General features: G+C 67.5%; 1 protein-coding gene. It reads left to right on the top strand.

The features are described from left to right. On the top strand, positions 1-249 hold a 249-nt coding region (locus tag ACLJNW_RS27220; protein ID WP_410961669.1), incomplete at both ends, for an AMP-binding protein.

The following is a 249-nucleotide window of genomic DNA, read 5'->3' as shown; positions in this document are numbered from 1 at the left end:
ACTCTCAGCCGGCTGCAATGCCGGACCTACATTCTCTCCCAGGCCAGCCAACTGGCCCGCCTGCTCAAGCCCGGCGATCGCGTGGTGCTGGCGTTGAACGACTCGCCTTCGCTGGCCTGCCTGTTCCTGGCCTGCATCGCGGTCGGCGCCATTCCCGCCGTGATCAATCCCAAGTCCCGCGAGCAGGCCCTGGCCGATATCGCTGCCGACTGCCAGGCCAGCCTGGTGGTGCGTGAAGCCGATGCACCG

The sequence above is a fragment of the Salmonella sp. SAL4457 genome, assembly GCF_046548235.1.
In the GTDB taxonomy this organism is placed as follows: domain Bacteria; phylum Pseudomonadota; class Gammaproteobacteria; order Enterobacterales; family Enterobacteriaceae; genus Salmonella; species Salmonella enterica.
Note: the sequence above shows the minus strand (reverse complement) of the source record. Positions and strands in the feature narration are given on the sequence as shown.